The organism is Nocardia sp. 2TAF39 (genome assembly GCF_052114905.1).
Taxonomy (GTDB): domain Bacteria; phylum Actinomycetota; class Actinomycetes; order Mycobacteriales; family Mycobacteriaceae; genus Nocardia.
Window position 1 is genome coordinate 215,229 of record NZ_JBFRFQ010000015.1, and the last position, 17,898, is coordinate 233,126.

General features: G+C 64.9%; 17 protein-coding genes. 8 read left to right on the forward strand and 9 right to left on the reverse strand.

What is annotated here, in order from left to right; all coding sequences use genetic code 11:
- Window positions 1-183: 183 nt before the first annotated feature.
- Window positions 184-1,017 (reverse strand): phosphatase PAP2 family protein, encoded by an 834-nt coding sequence (locus AB4Z47_RS12580; protein ID WP_441950476.1) that lies wholly within the window; start codon window positions 1,015-1,017, stop codon window positions 184-186.
- Between the two features lie 633 nt (window positions 1,018-1,650).
- Between AB4Z47_RS12580 and AB4Z47_RS12585 the strand changes: the two genes are divergently transcribed.
- Together AB4Z47_RS12585 and AB4Z47_RS12590 are read left to right on the forward strand one after the other, a co-directional pair.
- Window positions 1,651-1,962 (forward strand): carbohydrate-binding module family 14 protein, encoded by a 312-nt coding sequence (locus AB4Z47_RS12585; protein ID WP_441950477.1) that lies wholly within the window; start codon window positions 1,651-1,653, stop codon window positions 1,960-1,962.
- Window positions 1,963-2,071: 109 nt separating this feature from the next.
- Window positions 2,072-2,200, forward strand: a complete 129-nt coding sequence (locus AB4Z47_RS12590) for a hypothetical protein (RefSeq protein WP_441950479.1) — start codon at window positions 2,072-2,074, stop codon at window positions 2,198-2,200.
- Between the two features lie 45 nt (window positions 2,201-2,245).
- Here AB4Z47_RS12590 and AB4Z47_RS12595 read toward each other — a convergent pair whose 3' ends face one another.
- Complete coding sequence (locus tag AB4Z47_RS12595; RefSeq protein ID WP_441950480.1) at window positions 2,246-3,235, reverse strand: helix-turn-helix transcriptional regulator; 990 nt, start codon at window positions 3,233-3,235, stop codon at window positions 2,246-2,248.
- A 63-nt stretch (window positions 3,236-3,298) separates the two neighbouring features.
- Between AB4Z47_RS12595 and AB4Z47_RS12600 the strand changes: the two genes are divergently transcribed.
- Window positions 3,299-4,441, forward strand: a complete 1,143-nt coding sequence (locus tag AB4Z47_RS12600) for an epoxide hydrolase family protein (protein WP_441950482.1) — start codon at window positions 3,299-3,301, stop codon at window positions 4,439-4,441.
- 164 nt (window positions 4,442-4,605) lie between these two features.
- On the opposite strand, the gene AB4Z47_RS12605 is transcribed toward AB4Z47_RS12600, so the two are convergent.
- The gene (locus AB4Z47_RS12605; protein WP_441950483.1) at window positions 4,606-4,746 is read right to left on the reverse strand and encodes a hypothetical protein; all 141 of its coding nucleotides are present in this window, start codon (window positions 4,744-4,746) and stop codon (window positions 4,606-4,608) included.
- A 76-nt stretch (window positions 4,747-4,822) separates the two neighbouring features.
- Between AB4Z47_RS12605 and AB4Z47_RS12610 the strand changes: the two genes are divergently transcribed.
- Together AB4Z47_RS12610 and AB4Z47_RS12615 are read left to right on the forward strand one after the other, a co-directional pair.
- Window positions 4,823-5,029 (forward strand): hypothetical protein, encoded by a 207-nt coding sequence (locus AB4Z47_RS12610; protein WP_441950484.1) that lies wholly within the window; start codon window positions 4,823-4,825, stop codon window positions 5,027-5,029.
- The gene (locus tag AB4Z47_RS12615) at window positions 4,957-5,463 is read left to right on the forward strand and encodes a methyltransferase domain-containing protein (RefSeq protein ID WP_441950563.1); all 507 of its coding nucleotides are present in this window, start codon (window positions 4,957-4,959) and stop codon (window positions 5,461-5,463) included. Before AB4Z47_RS12610 ends, AB4Z47_RS12615 begins: the two co-directional genes overlap by 73 nt.
- Window positions 5,464-5,477: 14 nt before the next feature.
- Here the strand turns inward: AB4Z47_RS12615 and AB4Z47_RS12620 are convergent, their stop codons facing one another.
- The 4 genes from AB4Z47_RS12620 to AB4Z47_RS12635 form a co-directional block, all read right to left on the reverse strand.
- Window positions 5,478-5,777: a hypothetical protein gene (locus tag AB4Z47_RS12620; protein WP_441950486.1), complete on the reverse strand. Its 300-nt coding sequence runs from the start codon at window positions 5,775-5,777 to the stop codon at window positions 5,478-5,480.
- 216 nt (window positions 5,778-5,993) lie between these two features.
- Window positions 5,994-7,235 carry a lipase family protein gene (locus AB4Z47_RS12625; protein ID WP_441950488.1) on the reverse strand — a complete coding sequence of 414 codons (1,242 nt, stop codon included), beginning with the start codon at window positions 7,233-7,235 and terminating at the stop codon, window positions 5,994-5,996.
- A 700-nt stretch (window positions 7,236-7,935) separates the two neighbouring features.
- Window positions 7,936-8,907 carry a zinc-binding dehydrogenase gene (locus AB4Z47_RS12630; RefSeq protein WP_441950489.1) on the reverse strand — a complete coding sequence of 324 codons (972 nt, stop codon included), beginning with the start codon at window positions 8,905-8,907 and terminating at the stop codon, window positions 7,936-7,938.
- Complete coding sequence (locus AB4Z47_RS12635) at window positions 8,907-9,926, reverse strand: 3-oxoacyl-ACP synthase III family protein (RefSeq protein WP_441950491.1); 1,020 nt, start codon at window positions 9,924-9,926, stop codon at window positions 8,907-8,909. Before AB4Z47_RS12635 ends, AB4Z47_RS12630 begins: the two co-directional genes overlap by 1 nt.
- A 759-nt stretch (window positions 9,927-10,685) precedes the next feature.
- On the opposite strand from AB4Z47_RS12635, the gene AB4Z47_RS12640 reads away from it, so the two are divergent.
- The 3 genes from AB4Z47_RS12640 (at window position 10,686) to AB4Z47_RS12650 (ending at window position 13,307) form a co-directional block, all read left to right on the forward strand.
- A complete protein-coding gene (locus tag AB4Z47_RS12640) occupies window positions 10,686-11,948 on the forward strand; it encodes a hypothetical protein (RefSeq protein ID WP_441950493.1) in 1,263 nt (420 codons plus the stop codon).
- A 49-nt stretch (window positions 11,949-11,997) separates the two neighbouring features.
- Complete coding sequence (locus tag AB4Z47_RS12645) at window positions 11,998-12,543, forward strand: hypothetical protein (protein WP_441950494.1); 546 nt, start codon at window positions 11,998-12,000, stop codon at window positions 12,541-12,543.
- 356 nt (window positions 12,544-12,899) lie between these two features.
- Window positions 12,900-13,307, forward strand: a complete 408-nt coding sequence (locus tag AB4Z47_RS12650) for an SSI family serine proteinase inhibitor (protein ID WP_441950496.1) — start codon at window positions 12,900-12,902, stop codon at window positions 13,305-13,307.
- Between the two features lie 175 nt (window positions 13,308-13,482).
- Here AB4Z47_RS12650 and AB4Z47_RS12655 read toward each other — a convergent pair whose 3' ends face one another.
- Both AB4Z47_RS12655 and AB4Z47_RS12660 read right to left on the reverse strand, forming a co-directional pair.
- Window positions 13,483-14,694, reverse strand: a complete 1,212-nt coding sequence (locus tag AB4Z47_RS12655; RefSeq protein ID WP_441950497.1) for a cytochrome P450 — start codon at window positions 14,692-14,694, stop codon at window positions 13,483-13,485.
- Between the two features lie 675 nt (window positions 14,695-15,369).
- Entirely contained in the window at window positions 15,370-17,898 is a 2,529-nt protein-coding gene (locus tag AB4Z47_RS12660; RefSeq protein WP_441950498.1) for an ABC transporter permease, read from the reverse strand.

Genomic DNA, 17,898 nt, shown 5'->3' on the forward strand with positions numbered 1-17,898 from the left:
GCCCAATGGTGGCTCTGCTCCGGCCCGATGCCACCATTTCACTACCGTCGACGATGGCTCCCCCGCCGCCGACGAGGAGGCGAGAGCCGGGGGGCGACTCGTTCGGCTGCGCAGCACGATCGACCGCAACGAGAACATGCGCGTGGACTTCGCCGCGTGCCCGACCGCCGCATCGGGGACGCACTACTGACGACTGTTCAGGACGGCCTTCCTCGAAGCAGGGCCCATGACACCCCACGCGGTGGACGACGCGGGGACCACGAGCGGGTGCAGCGCGGCGGACAGGGCCAGCAACACCACGGCGACAATAATGTCGAGCCAGTAGTGGTTGGCCGTGCCGACGACGACGAGCGTGGTCAGGACGGGGTGGGCAAAGGCGAGCCAACGCCAGCGGGTGCGGTTCGCGGCGACCACCGCGAAGGCGAGCAGCAGTGCCCAGCCGACGTGCAGCGAGGGCATGGCGGCGAACTGATTGGACAGTCCGCCGGAATCGGCTGCACCGTAGACGGATTGGCCGTGTATCGCGGCCAGGTCGATGAAGCCTTGGTCGGGGAGCATCCGCGGCGGCGCGAGCGGGACCAGCATGTGCACCACGAGCGCCGCCCCGGTGAGAGCCACCATGAGATTCCTGGTCCAGCGGTAGTGCTCCGGCCGGAATACCCACAGCCACAGCAGGATCCCGACGGCGGCGGTGAAATGGGCTGTGGCGTAATAGAAGTTGGCCGGAACAGCGAAAAGATCATGGTGGACGAAGATGGCCTGGATCGTCGTCTCCTCCGGCAGACCGAGTCGGTCCTCGAAGCCGAGCAGGTCGTGCGCGTTATCCATGGCGCGCCCCGTGTCGTCGGCGGTGACCATGCGGCCTGCTCGATAGCCGAGGTAGAGGACCGTGATCAGGGCGAGTTGCCGAATCGCCTCGCCGCCGCGGCCGTGCACGGCCGCCCGCACCCGTTCGACGACCCCGCCGGGCGTGAACTCGAGTTCGACGCCAGGGCCGCCCAGACCCACTGCGACCATCGCGCGGCCTCCTTCCCCGTTGAACCAGGCCGCTACCAAAAATTAAGCGGAGTGATAACCTCCACTTAAAATTAGCATCACCCAGCCGACAACTTCAGCAGAATGTGACGGGGCATACACGCGACCGCACGAAGCCGGATTCGCTTATACAGAAAGCGGATTCGCGATGAATGCTGCCCGCGTACGGGCACCCGGATGCGGACAACAGGCAGGCGACATGCAGCCGCCCGCAATGAAGCCTTTCGCGGATGTTCCTCATGCCCGCCCCACTCGACCGCACCAGCTGACCCGCCCCGCACGGTCACTCGCTCCAACGGCAGGGTGTTCATCAGCGCTGCGGTCAGTGTGCCGATCACATTGCCGATCGAGAGGCCCTTGGGTTCGCCAGTTGCGGCGGAGTCGTTGGTGGTCAACGTTTCTCGTTTCGACATGGCGAGTTGACGGGATGATGGAGTCCCTTATGTGCGGGTTGCGGGGATGGTGGGTTACTCGTGCCCAGTAGTCGTCGCGAGTTCCGGCGCGCTTTCGGCGATGCCTGCCGGGGTTGTGACGAGATCGGCGCGCCCACACGCGCGTCCACCCAGCCCATGTCATGATGCGAGCGGCCTGACGCCTCACCTGAAGGAGACGACCGTGCGACTCGCCCGCATCCTCGCTATGCCCGCCGTCGCGTTGCTACTCGGTTCCGGCCTCACGCTCGCCGCCGCATCCTCAGCCCTCGCGGAGGGCACCGGACTCGACATCGCCGCCTTCAGCTGTCCCCAGCCCAACGGCCTCTTCCCCTTCCCCGGGGACGTGACGAAGTACGTTCAGTGCTCGAACAACATCCCGACCGTTTACACGTGTCCGAGCGGCCTGAATTGGAACCGGACCGGCCAGTACTGCGATTGGCCGGCCAGCGCGGGCGCGGTGGCTGACCGATACCAACTCGAAAAATTCCGTTGACCTAGGTACGACGAAACGACCGCACCGGCCGGACCAGCTCGGCGATCACCTACCACAAGGCCCCTGGTGGGTATGCCTGAAATTTGTTGTTCAATTGCAGGATTCGTCGGTGGCGAAGACCGGTCGGCCGAAGAAGGACGTACTGACGGTGACGGAGGCCGAGCGGCGGGAGTTGGTGCTGGGCGCGCGGTGCACGCCCGGAACCAGCCACAGCGATGACACCCAGAGTGGCTTGTAATTGGGTCACAGATCGTTTTCGGCCCACGCTTCGTCGGGGTGCGGATCATGATGGGCGGTCAGCCGAACCGGGTGCGCCGTCGCGGGGCGTGATGGCCGCGGTGACGCGGTGCGCCAGCGCGCGTAGGTGGTCGATGAGTTCAGGTGGTTCATGCACGTGGAATCCGAAGCCGAAAAGTCCGGTGTAGACGGCTATTTCGTCGAGTGAGTTCGAGCCGGTGTGCAGCAGGCAGTGCCCATCGTCGATCGCCTCGATGACACCGACGGTCGGCGGGATGCGGTCCGCCGCGACGGCGGCCGACACCTCGAGGGTGATGCGCACCTGGTAGCGATAAGGGGCGGTGCTGACCCCGCGGGACACCCAGCCGGTCAGGTCGACCTCGGGTGCCTCGCGCGGGGTGAATCGTGGCCCGTTGGGGATGCGCGGGCGGAGGCGGTCGACACGGTAGGGGCGCCAATTCTTCTTCTCGACGTCCCAGCCGACCAGATACCAGTGCCGCCCGGTGTGCACGAGCCGATGCGGTTCGGCCGCCCGCTGGATCTCGGAACCGTCGTGGGTGCGGTAGTCGAAGCGGAGCTGTTCGTGGTCGCGGATCGCGGCGGCGATCGTGGTGAGGACGTCCGCGTCCACGGACGGCGTGCCTGCCGGCATGCTGACGGTCGCCGCCTGGAGCGCGGAGACTCGGTGACGCAACCGGGTCGGGAGGATCTGCTCCAGCTTCGCGAGCGCCCGCAACGAACTCTCCTCGATGCCGGTGATCGTTCCGCCCGCCGCGGTGCGCAACCCGACGACGACGGCGACCGCCTCATCGTCGTTCAAGAGCAGCGGGGGCAGCTTGGTTCCCGCGCCGAGGCGATATCCGGCCGCTCCGGCGACCGCGTGCACCGGGTAGCCGAGATTCCGCAGCTTGTCGATGTCGCGGCGGATGGTTCGCGCATCGACCTCGAGGCGTTCGGCCAGGTCGGCGCCGGTCCACACACGGGGTGTCTGCAGGAGTGCCAGGAGTTCGAGGAGGCGAGCCGACGTTTCCAACACACTGCACATCCTTCCTCAGAGCTAGGGCGATAGTTGTCCTAGCCGCTCCATAAAGTCGTTCTCATGAGCGCAGATATCACTCCCTTCCGTATCAACGTCCCCCAAGTCCAGCTCGACGATCTGCATCGGCGACTGGAGGAGACCCGCTGGCCGGACGGCGTCACCGGAGTCGGCTGGGCGCAGGGCATTCCGCTCGACTACACCCAGGAGCTGGTGCGGTACTGGCGCACCACCTACGACTGGCGGGCGCAGGAGGCGCGACTCAACGCGTTCCCCCAGTTCCGCACCGAGATCGACGGTCACGATGTGCACTTCATCCATGTCCGGTCCGCGGTGCCCGGCGCCATGCCGCTGATTCTCACCCACGGGTGGCCGGGATCGATCGTGGAGTTCCTCGACGTGATCGGTCCGCTGACCGATCCGGTCGCGCACGGCGGCCGGGCCGAGGACGCGTTCGATGTCGTCGTGCCGACGATCCCCGGATTCGGATTGTCCGGGCCCGCGGTCGGCTGGTCGACGAGCCGGGCCGCGCGGGCCTGGGCCGAACTTATGCAGCGGCTCGGCTATGACCGCTACGCCGCACACGGGGAAGACACCGGCGCGGCCATCTCGCGTGAACTGGCGGTGATCGATCCCGAGCACGTCGTGGCGCTGCACGTGACGATGATCGCCTCGGCCACCGTCACTCCCGAGACGGCCGATTTCGACAATCCTGCCGAGAAGCGAGCACTGCAGCTGGCTCAGCGCGCACAGTACGAACTCGGTGCGTATGCGATGTTGCAGTCCACTCGCCCACAGACGCTGTCCTACGCGCTCGCCGATTCCCCGGTAGGTCAGCTGGCGTGGATCGTCGAACGATTCAAGGACTGGACCGACTCGACCGACGTGCCCGAGGACGCCGTCGATCGTGACGCGATGCTGACCAACGTCATGATCTATTGGCTCAACGGCACCGCGGGCTCGTCGGCGCGCTACTACTACGAGGGCGCCGCGACGTGGGGGAGGCCCGAACCGGAGACCGATGTGCCGGTCGCTGTGGCGGTGTTGCCGCAGGACCTCGGCATCCCCGTCCGTCGCATCGCCGAGCGGAACCACAACATCGTGCGGTGGACGGAATTCGATCGAGGTGGTCACTTCGCGGCGATGGAGGAACCGGACCTCATCGTCGACGACCTGCGTGCCACATTCCGCGAATACCGTAAATAGACACGGAATCTCGCGCTTGATCCGTGGTAGCGGATCGAATCCCAGGAGCTTAGGACCTCGAGCAGCCGAGGGCTGACTGCCAGCAAGAACCAGCGGCGACCAATGCCGGCGCCTCGACCGGACCCACGATCATTCCTGGTCTCCGGTCGAGGTTACGCACCGCGTCACTCGTAGCACAGCACCGCCGCGACCGAAGCACCGAGATCGGCCACCCGCGCGTTGCTCCCCGCGACGTGAGTGAACGATTCGGTCAACTCCGGGAACCGGCTCATCACCCCCAGCACCAACTGACCATGCGATTTCACCAGTAAACCCCCAGCCGCTCCGGCGAACTCACCAGTAGGGCGCGCCGACCTGGGGCTGTTTGATTGATTGGCGGCCATGACTTCACCAGTGTTCGAGACCGCCACTCCCAACTCGCTCGTCTACCTCGACCGTCTCGCCGCAACCGATCTGGGCCGCTTCTACAAGGGTCGCATGCTCAATGAGCTCGACGTCCGACTGGCCAGACGGTGGTGGATCTCGGCTGCGGCCCCGGCACCGATCTCGGCACACTTGCCGAAGCTGTCACCGCCACAGGAGCAGTGATCGGTGTCGACCACGACCAGGCCGCAATCGACGCTGCCAGGGAGCACACCGCCGAGCTGCACAATATCGCCGTTCACCTCGGCGATATCCACGCACTGCAGCTGGCGGAGCACATTGCCGACCGCGCCCGCACCGACTTCGGCCCCGGACCTACTCGGTTCAGGGGCCGAAGTGTGGTGCCCCGCACCAAATGGTGGCTCGGCAGTACGCGGTTACGCGGCGTGAGAGTCGCCGGCCGCCGGATTGGCCCATTTCATATCAACGAACCGCTTGAACGACGCGAGGAGATCCTCGTTGTTCTCGTGGGCCCGATGGGTGATCGCGCGGTTCGTGTGACGCCCGCGACCAATGCCCGGTTCCTTCATAAGACGGTCCTTCGGCGTCTTGAGCACCTTGCCGTCGGGCGACGTGTGGACCGCTCCAACTGGATGTAGTCCAGCACCGTCGTCTAGTAATAGCGGTTCGCCGACATCAGCAGATTCGGGCGCACCCATCCGCGTGGCACCAGCAGCAGAGGCCTTCCTGCGGCGATCGGCAGTCGGAAGGGTTTAACCATCCAGTCGCGAGTGCCTACATCCCATGCCTGGCATCGGGCCGTTTCGGTGTGGTGACCGAGCCTGGAGAATTGCGGGTAACGCTCCACCATGTGGTCGGTGAAATTCGCCAACGCTTCGAACGTGACACGGGTGGCGATGTCCGAAGTGATGTCCTTGTCGATGCCTTCGACAAACAGCGGAAGGTCTTCCAAGTGACGAAGAAGTCCGATCGCAGTCAGTGCCTCGAGGTCATGGTTGAGCGTCCGCCAGATCCACGACCCGAGACCGACGCTGGACCTCGTCGACTGATCTGTTGCCGCCGAGCTGCCCGCCGGAATCGACCGCCACGTCCTGCGCCGTTGGAGCGCTTTCGCGCTGTACCGGATTGAAGCTCGCGTGCCACCGAGTGCGGGGCCCGGGGCATCAGTTCATGCGGCGGTGGGGTCGAACTCGGCGGTGACGCGGTCCACGAGTTTCTTGGCTTCGGGGCTGTCGTGGTCGGTGGGCAGCTCCACGGGCTGTCCGTTGATCGGGACGGTTACCGGCCGACGGTTCGCCAGTACCTTCCCGGCACCGTCGCCGAGCGGTACACCGGCCGAGGCGAGGATGCGGCCTATCACGGTGTCGGCGCCGACCGGCGGGAGGGCTACGACGCCCTGCGGCCACTGGACGCCTTTGATTTCGAAGAACTCATGGTAGCCGCCTATGTGCTGGTACCCGACCTGTTGCAAGTACAATTCGTCTGGCGTCGAGCCTTGCGTTTGATTTATCTCATTGTTGAACGTGCCTTGGAACACGCCGCTGGTGGGGTCGAAGTGTGCATAGTGGCCCGACACGGACGCCTGTGTCTCGAGCAAGTCGAACATAGCCTTCATACCGTCGGGAGCAGGCTGGTTGTTCTTGGAGTAGAGGGCCTTGGCGCTATCGATGTCGGGCGGGTTCCACATGTGCGGGACGATGTCGAGGTCGTTCGCGTAGCGCTGCACTCGTTGCAGGCGTTGGGTGGTGTAGTTGACGAATTCCTGATTGCAGAAACTCGGTCCGGCGGTCGAGAGCACGCTGATCCTGGCTTTCTCGGAATTGTCCCATAGCCACTGGGTGTCGCGCAGGAACAGGGCCAGTGTGGGTGACAAGGCACCGCCGAGGCTGTGACCGGTGACGGTCAGGTCGATCGCCTTGTCGCCGAGCGTGCTCAGGAACTCGGGCAAGGTGTGACCGGCGCCGGGACGGGGGCCGGAGGGTTTGAGACTTATGAGGGTTTTCACCCCGATGGCCGTGCCGATCGTGTGCAAGGCGGCGTTATTCGCGAACCACGGCGTCTGGAGAATGAAGGAGTCCTCGACGAGCCAGTCGAACACCAGTGCGTCGGTGCTGCCGGCCATGGCGATCACGTACCGGGAGCGATCCTCGGTGCTTCGCACCATGTACAGGGCGTTGACCGCGTACAAGTCGGTGTCGAACAGCGCGACTCCGGGACCCCATACGATCTCCCACCCTCCGATGACCTCCTGGTTGGTGTGGAGATACTGCTGGATCTGCTGATAGAGCGTCCCCTCCAGGTCGCTGTCTTCTTTGCTGATGCTGTTGACCAGATTCGCGTACTCGCACAGCTGGTATGTGATCTTGTCTTGCAGAGTCGGCTCATTGATCGTCGTGGATTGTGCAGTCATGTACCGCTCCTTGCCGTATGAGTTTCATCCGAAACAGAGAGGAGAAAGCGGTGACGCGAATTCACACGCCGCGTCCGCATCGGGAACAGATCATCCCGGACCGGTAGCTGTGGATGCGAGTCTAGACGATCCACCACACATGCGGGCGAATCACCTGCTTTTCCGGGACCTGACGTCGTCGCCCGCCGACGGGGCTCGGTCCGCGCGGTCACCGGAGACGCTGGTAGGCCGGCGCGCTCGGCGAGCCAGGCCACCAGCGCGATCCGGGTGCCTGGGTGCAGTGCTTCGGTGCGGGTTGGCCCGAAACTCGTCATCAGGCAAGGCCAGCGCCGGCCTGGGCTTACCGCCGGACCATACGGGCCCCATCAGAGGCCAGTATCGACCTAGTCTTGGACTCGCTGGCGAGCCAGCTCGCAGCGCTATCGACCAGGGGTTACCGCCTGTGGTGACAAATATCGTGAAAAAGCGACAGGTACGGTGAACAGCCACAACAACCAGCGATCAACCCGCCTGCACTCATCACGAACTCGCGACACTTGAATACGCGAGCCCAGCAGTACACAGGCCCACAACTGCGGGGCTGACCTGGTCGCGACGTGTTCGCGCTGTGGTATCGAGAGTTCGACCGTGACGGACCCGCGCGGCGCCGAGGTCCCCCATCGGAGGGCAGCGACGACGGGTGGCCACCCTCGAAAACTGGTCAAGGAGTGACCACAATCTTGCCGAAAACCGAACCGGCGGCCAGCGCCTCCAAACCTTCGCGGGCACGAACCAGCGGAAGTACATGATCGATGACAGGCGTTATCCCGTGTGCGGTACAGAAGTGGCTGAGCTCGGATAACTGATCGCGCGTTCCGAGAGTGGAACCGACGATGCTCACCTGCCGGTAGTAGATGTGCGTCAACTCCGCAGGGGGGAATGCGCCGCTCGTCGCTCCGCTCACCACAATGTGGCCGCCGTCCCGGACGCTGCGCACCGAATGCGCCCAGGTGGCCGCTCCGACGGTCTCCATCACCGCGTCGACGCGCTGCGGGAGCCGGGCACCCGATTCGAAAGCTGCCTCGGCACCGAGTTTCTCAGCCGCCCTGCGGCGCTGTTCGGCGCGGCTGGTGACCCACATCCGGTATCCGGCCGCCGAACCCAGCACGACGAGCGCGGTGGACACCCCACCGCCGGCACCTTGCACCAGAACGATGTCACCGCGGGTGAGCGACACCCGCTCGAAGAGCATCCGGTATGCCGTCAACCAGGCGCTGGGCAGACACGCGGCCTGCTCGAAGGACATGGACTTCGGTTTCGGGACGAGGTTGCGTCGCGGCACCACGAGCCGCTCGGCGAGCGTGCCGTCGAACACCTCGCTCAGCACCGAACCATCGGGATCGAGCGTCTCGTCACCATGGCCGGCGGCGGGATCACCGATGACCGGATACACGATCACCTCGTTGCCGTCCTCGTCGATGCCCGCCGCGTCGGAGCCGAGCACGATCGGCAGCCGCTGCTTCGCGGGTCCCGCGCCGCGCAATGTCCACAGATCGTGGTGGTTCAACGCGGCCGCGACCACGGAGACGGTGGTCCAGTCGTCGTCTTCGACAGCCGGCACGGCCCACTCACCGACGTGCAGACAATGCAGCGGGTCGTCGGCATCCGCTGTCAGGGCAGCGACCGCGAGCATCAGAGTGTGCCCGTGTGATGCCGGAAGCACAGCGATCCCCAGATGTAGCCCGCTCCGATCGCCGACAGGATCAAGTAGTCGCCGTGCTCGATGGAGTCGGCCATACGTTCGTGCAGCACCGTGAAAATACTGGCAGAGGCGGTGTTCCCGAGCCGGTCCATATTCATCGGAACGCGGTCCGGGAGTATGTCCAGCGTCTTCATGACGTCGGCCAGGATGTTGGCGTTGGCCTGGTGGAGCAGGAAGTGCTGGACCTCGTCCAGCGGAACGCCCGCGCGGGCGGCCACTTCCCGGATGCTGTGCGGGAGGTGGCCGGTCGCCGCATTCCACGCGGCTTTCCCATCCATCTGCAGATAGTGGCTGCGATCGTCGAGCACGGCCCCGGAGAACGGCCGCCTGGATCCACCGGCGGGGGTGCCGACCGCATACGAGAGCTCGTCACCGGTATCCCAGGCGAGCAGACCGAACCCGTCAGGGGCGGTCCCGAGGACAACCGCGCCCGCGGCGTCGCCGAAGAACACGCGGGTGGTGCGATCTTCCGGATCCGTGGCCCGGGATCCACAATCGGCACCGATGACCATCACATGGGAAAACGCGGGGTTCTGCATCAGGTGAGCGGCCACGACCAAGGCGTAGATTCCGCCGGCACACGCGGCTTGCGTGAGATCGAGCGGCATCGCGTTGGCGGCACCCAGTGCCTGCTTGACGGTGATCGCGGTAGAGGGCAGCGGTTGATCGGGCGTGAAGGTAGCGACGATGACGGCGTCGAGCGCGGTCGCCGGAATCCGAGCGGCGTCGAGCGCGTCCCGAGCTGCCTCGACAGCCAGATCGGAGGTCGCCGATTCCGGGTTGGCGAAACGACGTTCGGCGATTCCGGTCCGCGCTCTGATCCATTCGTCCGTCGTGTCGAGTCCCTCGATCAATTCCTTGTTCGTCATCACGCGAGGCGGGATGTGCAGCCCCGTTCCGACGATTCCGACCGGTCGGATCAGGGATCCGAAATGTTCCACGTTCGACATCGTTCACTATCCTTGCTGTCCGAGATCCCCTGCCGCACAGGTGGTGCCGAGATCCGCAATCCGAACCAGGGGGACCCTGTCGACGAACCTCCGCTGGCCCGCTCAGGTGGCTGTGGGGGTGCTGCAATGCCCTGCCGATTCAACTGCAGCCGACGGGCTTACATCGTTGGCAGCCCATCCAGGGCCGTCGCGGTATGCGGGACTGATTGTAGGTGTAGCTAGCGGTTTCCTCTACTTCACTCGTCGAGTGGCCCAATGCAGGTCGAACAAGCAGACTAAGCCGAGCGTCGTTGAGTGGTCAGTGGCGGAAGCGACATCTTCCGTGCGTATTCCGACATGACCGCCAGCGTGGGCAGGCCGCAGAGATGGCCAACAGGTGATGCCGTTCGAGCGGCGGAGGTACAGTGTCCGCCCCGGCTCCGAGCGGATCTCCGCAGTCGGCGACTGATCCCGCCGTCGCCGTAACAGCGCCGTCAGCGCTACCGACAGGCGGTGACCATGCGGCATACAAGGAAACCCGGCATCGCTGGACGTTGGGCATGCCTGCCTGGAGAATACGAGATCATGTCCGGCTTGCACGACCCAGTATGGCGAGAACCGAACTTCGTCGCCCGACCGCTGAGCTTGCTTGCGGATCGGGTTGGCAGTGCCGCTGCGATCGGATTGTGGCTCTGGGTGCGGACCGCTTCCGATGCCACCGTGCGCTGCGAATGTACTGTCTCCGCCGAGAGGTTCGCTGTCGGAACAATCACCGTCGGGGTGACAGGCCACGCCGAATTCGTCCACACGCCGCGCGCCATCGCGGTCCGCGGCAATCTCGACTGGTGGGCATCGCGAGATCCAGCCAACTGCCCTGCACTGGAGAACAGGTGGATTCGCCCTTATCAAGGAGTGGCTTTCCCGGTCGACATCGTGAATGTGTTCAGCCCACCGGACCTGGCCAAGTACCTACGTGAAATGGCCGACCATGCGGCAATCGACGAGTACGCATACGATCCTGACGAGTACGTCGATGTCGACGAGTACATCGACGACTGGGGCTGTCTCGATGTTGTGGCCGGTGGCTGGAAAGTGACACTGAAGATTGCCGAGCCGGATCAGGTGTCCCACGACAGCGTGGCCATGCCTTACCGTTCCGGTGGGGTGATTCCACCACAGGAGCCGGTGCCGGACAGGCACCCCTGTTGGGTGCACTGCACGATCGACTCCTTCGCCGAAAATGCTGCCGAGGTGCGCAAAGCGGTGCTCGCGGTCATGCCAGAAGACACCGCACCCAATTCGCCCGCCCCCGATCCCGCGCCGCCGCGCAACTCACAACGACGGCCGGCCACGCTCCGGACGCCGGGCAAGGGCCCGCTCTGGCCATACGAGGATCTAGCGGAGCACCTGGACAGCGCCGAGGCGGTGCAGGTGTCGGCCACCGCCATCGACGACACGTGGACGTCGACCCGATGCGACTGCATCGTCACTCACGACCGTTACGCCGCAGGCACCCTCACCGACAAGTCCTCGGGTCGAGCGGAATTCGTCGCCATGCCGCAGACCATCGCGCTGCGCGGCAATGAGTCCTGGTGGGCCCGTGGTTCATTGGAGAACACGCGAACCATGGCAAACGAGTGGATCCGTTCGCCGGAAGGCGCTGGCTTCGACCTCGACATTGCCGACACTTTTGATCCGGCACGGTTGGCCGACCAGTTTCGTCTGTTGTGCACCTGTGCCGTAGTCGAACGAAAGCCTGGCGAGGACGGGTTCGGCGACCTCTGCGATCAGATCGAGCGCACCGGCAACATTCGCGCGCATGCGGGGAGTTGGACGGTATTCCACTATGCCGACCGGCCCGGCGAGCCGTGGAAGGGATGGGTGCTTGCACCGATCCGGTCGTCGAAGTTGGTCCCGCCCGGCGAACATGTGCCGGAGTTGCACCGGGGATGGATCGTCTTCCACATCGAGAACGTAGCTGCCGACGCGGCCGCGACACGCACCGCGGCGACCGGTGTGCTGGAGGAGTGGCATGGGCTGTGACATGCACGGCGTGATAGAAATCAGGCGATCCGGTCGGTGGGAATACTTGGTGGACCTCGAGCCGCTCATCGCGCGGAACTACGCCCTGTACGGTTGCCTGTTCGGTGTACGCAGTGAGCTGGAATTCCGGCCGGTGGCCGCTGATCGCGGACAGCCGGACAACGCCAGTCCGCGTCTTCGTACCACGTTGCGGTCGGAGGGGCTCGACGCGCACAGCGTCACCTGGATTACCTGGGACGAGATCAAGACGATAGATCTCGACGAACAAGCCGAGCATCTGACCTCACGACCGCTCGTCTACCAGCGATTGCCCGATGGCTCCGAGATATACCTTTACCGAGGTGATTTCCTGCCCGAGTTCCCTCGGCTGGAACACGACGGGAGCGTCTACCGATATTGGACACCGGACGGGAAACCATGGGTCGAAGGGGCGGAATGGAACAGCCCCAACGGCGATATCTACCGCTACGCTCGTCCACGCCGCCGTCACGTCCTCAACCAGCCTTGGTGGCAGACCATCTGCCGACTCTGCGAAGTCGTCGAACCATCATGCGGAGCGGACAACATCCGACTTGTGGTGTGGTTCGACAACTGATTCGGATCTCTCCCGCCATTTCAGTGTCTGCAGTCAAAAGCTTTGCCGCCGGATGCAGGGCTGTCTCGGCGCCGAACTCCTGAAGCCGTCGGGGGGTGCAACTGCTGGCGTGTCGATGCGGCGTGCCGTCACGAACCTGAGTGAGCGGGCGACGTATACCGTTGCCGGCCACAGGGGTCGCTGATCGAGATCTCGACGCATACGTCCGAGGTCTACAGCGCCGAGGTCTCCAAACAAGCGATCCCGCGAGACCGTGTCGGGTAATTTATGACGAGTCTGTGCATATTCAATACTTTGGAGTACGCATGTTGCGGTCTGTCGTTGCCACGTTCGCATCGACCGTGGCTGCTGGTTCTATGCTATTCGCCGCTGGCATTGCCTCCGCTGCCCCGTCGCAGCCGGAATTCGAAGACAGCCTCACCGTGACGGTGGACCACAGCGGAGTCTTCGATGGGATGCACGAGCTGAAGTGTCACCCGACCGGAGGCACCCATCCCGATTCCTCCGCCGCCTGCGCCCGGCTGGATGAGCTGGCCGCCGAGATGCACGCCCAGATGCACAGCGGCGAGCCGGCAAAGAACCCCTTCACGCCAGTGCCACCGGCGGCTACGTGCACCCAGTTGGACGGAGGACCGGCCACTGCCCATGTCGTCGGTACTTGGTTGGGCCAGCCGCTCGACACCACCTTCACGCGGACCGACGGATGTCAGATCGACCGCTGGGAGCGGCTCGTACCGGTCTTGCCCCGGGTAGCACAGCAGTGATGGATCCCGCTCCGACCACGGACCGACCGGCTGCACATCACGCATCCGGTGGCAGCGGCCGCCCCTTGGTCAGATCGGCCATCAGATAGTCATGGGCGTTGCCGAGCACTGGCGGAACATTCAACCGAGCAGACGTGGATCGAGGACGTGATCGCGGCGCTGGGCAGATGTGTGTTCAGAGTTCGCCGAGCAACCGTTCCGCCTTGCGTTGATCGAAACGGAAATGCGCCTCGGTGACGCCGTCGACGAGTCCGGCGTAACGGGTGAACGGCTGTCCGGTGTCGAAGTCCAGGTCGGGTAGATACCGAAGCGCCGTCTGCAAGGCGATGTGGGTTTCGACGCGTGCCAGTTGTGCGCCGATGCAATGGTGCCCGCCGGATCCTAAGGCGAGGTGCCGGTTCGGTCGTCGGGTGACATCGAAGACGTCCGGCGGCGCGGCATGTGGATCGGCGCCGTTGATCGCGTTGTCGCGGTTGGCCGCGCTGAACCAGGCCCGAACCTGGGTTCCTGCGGGCAATGTGAGTTCGCCGTCGTTGACGACGACGTCCGTGACCGTGAACAATGGCGCAGCGGGAAACGGCGTGCCGAACCGCAGAATCTCCTCACCGGCCCACCGGTACCAGTCTGCATCGTCCAGTTTTGCTCGTGCGTCCCCGAGGAGACCGAACTCGCCGAGTAGCGCGAACGCGTTGACGAGATTGGTTCCGGTGGTATCGGTGCCTGCGGAGAACATGCCCCAGATGTATCCGAGCAGTTCGAGATCGGTGATCGACCCAGCTTGCCAGGCGGCGGCCAACAGTCCGAGAAGATCGTCCTCAGGGTGCGCCACTCGATGCCGGATGATCGCCCAGAAGTAGTCTTCGACCTCCTGTGGCTCACGTTTGGCCTGATCGAAAGCGGTTCGCTCGGTGAATTCGCTCAGCTGCGTGCGCATCCATTGTTCTCGTTCGAGAGGAAGTCCGACGAGCCCGCAGATGTTTCGCAGAGACATCCGATAGGCGAATTCATCGGCCAAATCGAACTCGCCGGTTCCCTTCTCGATGATCTCGCGTACGAGAGCCTTGGCGATCTTTTCCATCGCGGGCCGTAATGTCGCCACCGCCCTCGTCCGGAAGTACGGCTCGACGAGTCCGCGCAAGACGTCGTGCCGACCCGGCGAGCCGTCGGCCTGCCACTTCCCGGTGGCCCACATGAAATAGAAAGCAATGTGAATCCGCTCCCCAGCAGGCGCCCAATACGACGTGTCCTGAGCGAACTCGGTGCTCTGGTCGTCCAGCATGGCCCGCTGAAGGTCGGCGTAACTGCGCAGGTGAGCTACCCCTTCTTCGACAATGACCGGACCCGGTGTATGGAAGCGTTCGGCGCGGGGAAAGTCGGATGGCTTCATCGGCACAGCTCCTCGATCAGGTACGACAAATCATGTCAGGTAGCCATCGGCCTCGCACGCCGATGTGAAATGCGTTGTCGGATGGACGAACAGCATGCGGCGGCCTGGAACGATCCCGAATGGGTGATGCTCGCCGACGGTTCGGCGGGCAGAATCTGCGTTGATGGTCGCCTGGGCCCGGATCCATCAGGCTGATTTCGGGCAGGTGCCAGATCTGTTGGCGCCCAGAGAATGCCAGCCGGGCAGGGATCTTGATGAGGTCGGTGCGGCCCGTCCCCTGGTGCCCGCGGGCGGGCGGCTGCGTCACATATCCGGTGGCAGCCGCCGCCCCATGGTCAGATCGGCGATCAGGCAGAACCCGACCGGCCCGGCGTTGATCTTCAGCCCCGGCGAGTGGGATTCATTCACGACAAGCGGCGCGGACGGAGAATTCCACCGCCCCGCCTGAGTTCTCCCGCAGACATCGCCAACAGCGGCCCCGGTCCGAACGGATGGGCCGCTTCGGTTTGTATGAGACATCCGCGACACGCCCCGTCCACGTGCCAAGTGTTCTTGGCACCCAATTTATGTCGCATGTGAAACAGGCGGGGAGAGCTGCTGTGCATGTCTCCGCAGACAGAGCGAACACCCACGTCAGCCCGCGCGGCGCACAGTTGATGTGCGCCGCACGGGTTCTCAGAGGTCGGCGATTGCCGCGAGCGGTGGCGTGCGTGCCGCCCGAACCGCGGGCCAGAGCGCGGCGAGCACGCCGACGACCGCCGAGCTGATCAGGACGAATACCAGCTGCGCCCACGGAATGTCGATCTGGTCGAGCCCCAGATCGCGCAGCGTCCGCAGGAATCCCACGCCCAGCCCGAGCCCCAGCACCATGCCGACGACGGCGCCGAAAACCGCGATCAGCATCGATTCCAGGTAGATCGTCCTGCGCACTTGGGCGCGCTGCATGCCGACGGCGCGCAGCATGCCGATCTCACGTCGCCGCTCGACCACCGACAGCGCGAGCGTGTTCACGATACCGAGGATCGCGATCACCACCGCCAGCGCGAGCAGCCCGTAGAGGATGGCCAGTAGCGTGTTGATCTGCCGACCCTGCGCGCCCTTGAACTCTTCGCGGTCCTGCACCTGCACCACGACGTACTGCTCGGTCGCCTTCTCCAGGTCGGTGCGCATCTCGGCGAGGTTCGCGCCCGGCTTCGCTTTGATCAGCACCAGGTAGTTGGTCCGGAAGTTCAGCGGCACCAGTTCCTCGAAGAGGGTCTTCGACACCACCATCGGGCCGAGCAACGGTGTCTTCTTATACACGCCGACCACGGTCACCGGAATCTTCTTGCCGTCGAAGCCGGTGACGGTGACTTGCTTGCCGACCTGCCAACCACGATCGTCGGCCTCGTCCTCCGAGACCAGCAGGTCGTGGCCACCGACGGTGTTGCTGCCGCGCACGATGTCGTAGCTCAGCACCCGGTCCAGCGGTCCATCCGCCGAGGTGCCCATGACCTGTTCGTCATCGATCTTGAACCCGACGCCGCGCACCCCGACCACCTCGGCCACACCGGGCACCGACGTGCGGACCGCGTCGCCGGCGCCGAACGGTACCCCGAGCAGCTGCGGACCCGCCAGCACGTAGTCGGCCCGCACACCCTTGTCCACCAGAACGCCGACGCTGGCCTTCGCCGACGCGCCGAGCATGCCGATCGCCGACACGAGCATCAGCCCGAGGGTGAGCGCGAAAGCCGTTGCGGCGGTGCGGCGAGGGTTGCGTGCCGCGTTGTTACGCGCCATCCGGCCGATCGGCCCGAACGGTCGCACCAGCGCACCGAGCACGGACACCACCGGCCGCGATAGTGCGGGCGCGGCAAGCAACACCGCGAAGATCAGGCCGAGCGCGCCGACCCCGACGGTCGCGGCCGCGGTGCCCCCGGCAGATTGCGCACCCACCACGACGAATCCGACACCGAGCACGGCCAGCACCGCACCGATCGCGGTGCGCAGTCGCAGCGATTCACCGGCGGATGCGAACTCCTCGCGCATGGCCTGCACGGGCGGGATCCTCGACGCCCGGCGCGCGGGCGCGTAGGCGCTGACCATCGTCACCGCGAGACCGACGAGCAGGCCGACCAGAATGGTGCGCGGCAGCACCGCCATCGACCCGGTCGGCAGACCGAGGTCGAAGACGTTCAGCAGCGCCGACAACCCGAACGCCAATCCGACGCCACCCGCGAGACCGATCGCACTGCCGATCAGCCCGATGACGAATGCCTCGGCCACCACCGACCATCCGACCTGCTGGCGGCTCGCACCGACCGCGCGCAACAGCGCCAGCTCACGCAATCGCTGCGCGACGATCATCGAGAACGTGTTGTAGATGATGAACGTGCCGACGATCAGCGCGATCGCGCCGAACGCGAGCAGGAAGTAGTTGATGAAGTTGAGCGCGTTGGAGACTTCCTTTTTCAGGTCCGCGCGAACCTGTTCGCCGTTCTGCACCTTGTAGTTCGGCAGCGCCTCGGCCAGGTTGTCGCGCAACTCGTCACCGGGTATCCCGGATGCGGCCAGATCCACATAGGCGACATGCAGGCCGTCGGTGAACAGCTTGCGCGCCTGCGCGTCGTCGAACAAGATGGCGATGAAACCGCCGGTGTCCGAAGGGACTTCGTAGATGCCGGTCAGGGTCACCTCGATGGGGTCGGGCAGCGAAGGGATCAGGACCTTGGTCCGATCACCGATTTTCAGCCCGGCCCGCTCGGCCCCACCGGTGTTCAGCGCGATCTCACCGGGCCGGGCGGGCGGGACACCCTGCACGAACTTGTCCGGCTCCGCGACCGCCTTCTCCGGCGGCAGATACGACTGGCCGATGCTGGGCGCTCCGCCGGTCTGCACCGCCTTCTTGCCCGCGGGATCGAGCAGCACCACCGGGCCGTTCACACTGGGCGCTACCGTGCGGACGCCGGGGTACTTCGCGAGCTCGTCCACCACATTGTTCGGAATGCCTTGCGCCTGACGCTCTTTCGGGCCCACCCGGACATCGACACCCTTGGCCTGGTTGGCGAAGATCCCGTCGAAGGTGCGCTGCAGCGTGTCGGTGAACACGAACGAGCCGGCGATGAAGGCGGTGCCGAGCACCACCGACAGCAGGGTCAGGGCCAGGCGGACTTTGTGTGCGGCGAGATTGCGCAGCGCCACCTTGCGCATCGGACTACCGGCCAT